The 2,500-nt window shown below is 54.4% G+C and carries 1 tRNA gene and 2 rRNA genes (1 of these 3 cut by a window edge); all 3 read right to left on the reverse strand.

Annotated features, from left to right (window positions below):
- Positions 1-9 precede the first annotated feature (9 nt).
- Positions 10-86: transfer RNA gene (locus tag EOC93_RS27570), tRNA-Met, on the reverse strand.
- 227 nt (positions 87-313) lie between these two features.
- Positions 314-428, reverse strand: a 5S ribosomal RNA gene (gene rrf, locus EOC93_RS27575).
- A gap of 171 nt (positions 429-599) precedes the next feature.
- Positions 600-2,500 (reverse strand): 23S ribosomal RNA (locus tag EOC93_RS27580); it runs 906 nt beyond the window's last position.

Raw genomic sequence — 2,500 nt, forward strand, 5'->3', positions numbered from 1 at the left:
TTTTTGATTTGGTTGCGGGGACAGGATTTGAACCTGTGACCTTCAGGTTATGAGCCTGACGAGCTACCGGGCTGCTCCACCCCGCGTCAACTTAACGGCGAATGCCGGCCGGGCAGCCCGGACTTTTTGGTTTGTCCGTCCTCAAGGCCTTGGCCTTTGTGGGCGGACGGGTGCTGCTCCACCCCGCGTCAACTTTTGAAACAAGTCAGCGCTTAGTTGGTTCCGCCAACTGAAAGGGCCGCTTGCGCGGCCCGGGCTCCCGATTGGCGGGCCTGTTTGTAAGGAAAAGATTTTTTCAACGTGCGTTTTGCAGACCTGGCAGCGACCTACTCTCCCGCGTCTTGAGACGAAGTACCATCAGCGCTGGAGCGTTTCACGGCCGAGTTCGGAATGGGATCGGGTGCAGCCGCTCCGCCATAACCACCAGGTCGGCAAAGCGCACGTTGCTCGAGAAGCTTTTTGAGCGAATAGCCAATAGTGAGTAGCGAATAGGGAACCCTATTTTCTGCTCTCTCTGAGCTGTTCGCTGGTCTTTGTTGTGCTCTCACATCTCAGCGCAATCCAAAGGATTGCGCTGGTGATGGGCATAAGGAATGAGAACGATCAAGCCGATCGAACTATTAGTACCGGTAAGCTTCAAGCGTTGCCGCTCTTCCACACCCGGCCTATCAACGTGGTCGTCTTCCACGGTTCTCAGGGAATACTCGTTTTAAGGTGGGTTTCCCGCTTAGATGCCTTCAGCGGTTATCCCGTCCGGATATAGCTACCCTGCTATGCGGCTGGCGCCACAACAGGTCCACCAGAGATCCGTCCATCCCGGTCCTCTCGTACTAGGGACAGATCCTTTCAATATTCCTACACCCACGGCAGATAGGGACCGAACTGTCTCACGACGTTCTGAACCCAACTCACGTACCGCTTTAAATGGCGAACAGCCATACCCTTGGGACCTGCTCCAGCCCCAGGATGCGATGAGTCGACATCGAGGTGCCAAACAACCCCGTCGATATGGACTCTTGGGGGTCATCAGCCTGTTATCCCCGGCGTACCTTTTATCCGTTGAGCGATGGCCCTTCCACGCGGGACCACCGGATCACTATGACCGACTTTCGTCTCTGCTCGACTTGTCAGTCTCGCAGTCAGGCAGGCTTATGCCATTGCACTCAGCGAACGATTTCCGACCGTTCTGAGCCCACCATCGCGCGCCTCCGTTACTCTTTAGGAGGCGACCGCCCCAGTCAAACTACCCACCATACATTGTCCCGGACCCGGATAACGGGCCGCGGTTAGACATCCATAGTGATAAGGGTGGTATTTCAAGGGTGGCTCCACCTGAGCTGGCGCCCAGGTTTCAAAGCCTACCACCTATCCTACACATGCCACTACGAATGCCAATGTAAAGCTATAGTAAAGGTGCACGGGGTCTTTCCGTCTAACCGCAGGAACCCCGCATCTTCACGGGGAATTCAATTTCACTGAGTCTATGCTGGAGACAGCGGGGAAGTCGTTACGCCATTCGTGCAGGTCGGAACTTACCCGACAAGGAATTTCGCTACCTTAGGACCGTTATAGTTACGGCCGCCGTTTACTGGGGCTTCGATTCAGAGCTTGCACCCCTCCTCTTAACCTTCCAGCACCGGGCAGGCGTCAGACCCTATACGTCGTCTTGCGACTTCGCAGAGCCCTGTGTTTTTGATAAACAGTCGCTACCCCCTGGTCTGTGCCACCCTCCTCCACTTGCGTGGAAAAGGGTCACGCTTCTTCCGAAGTTACGCGTGCAATTTGCCGAGTTCCTTCAGCATAGTTCTCTCAAGCGCCTTGGTATACTCTACCAGTCCACCAGTGTCGGTTTCGGGTACGGTCTATAAGGAGGAGCTATTTCCTGGAACCACGCAGCAGCCCTTTCAATCCGATAAGATTGGACTACCTCAATGATCCGTCACTTCCTCCAGGCCCACGAATATTAACGTGGTTCCCATCGTCTACGCATTTCTGCCTCGACTTAGGGGCCGGCTAACCCTGCTCAGATTAGCTTTAAGCAGGAACCCTTGGACTTTCGGCGGGGGAGTCTCTCACTCCCCTTACGTTACTCATGTCAGCATTCGCACTTCTGATACCTCCACCACCCCTCACGGGTATGGCTTCATCAGCTTACAGAACGCTCCGCTACCGCTCGTATTGCTACGAACCCTAAGCTTCGGTGTATGGCTTGAGCCCCGTTACATTTTCGGCGCAAAGACCCTTATTTAGACCAGTGAGCTGTTACGCTTTCTTTAAATGATGGCTGCTTCTAAGCCAACATCCTGGTTGTTTTGGGATCCTCACATCCTTTCCCACTTAGCCATAACTTGGGGACCTTAGCTGTAGGTCAGGGTTGTTTCCCTTTTCACGACGGACGTTAGCACCCGCCGTGTGTCTGCCGACTAGTACTCCCAGGTATTCGGAGTTTGGTTAGGTTTGGTAATCCGGTGAGGACCCCTAGCCCATCCAGTGCTCTACC

The sequence above is a fragment of the Mesorhizobium sp. M6A.T.Ce.TU.002.03.1.1 genome (assembly GCF_003997275.1).
GTDB lineage: Bacteria > Pseudomonadota > Alphaproteobacteria > Rhizobiales > Rhizobiaceae > Mesorhizobium > Mesorhizobium mediterraneum.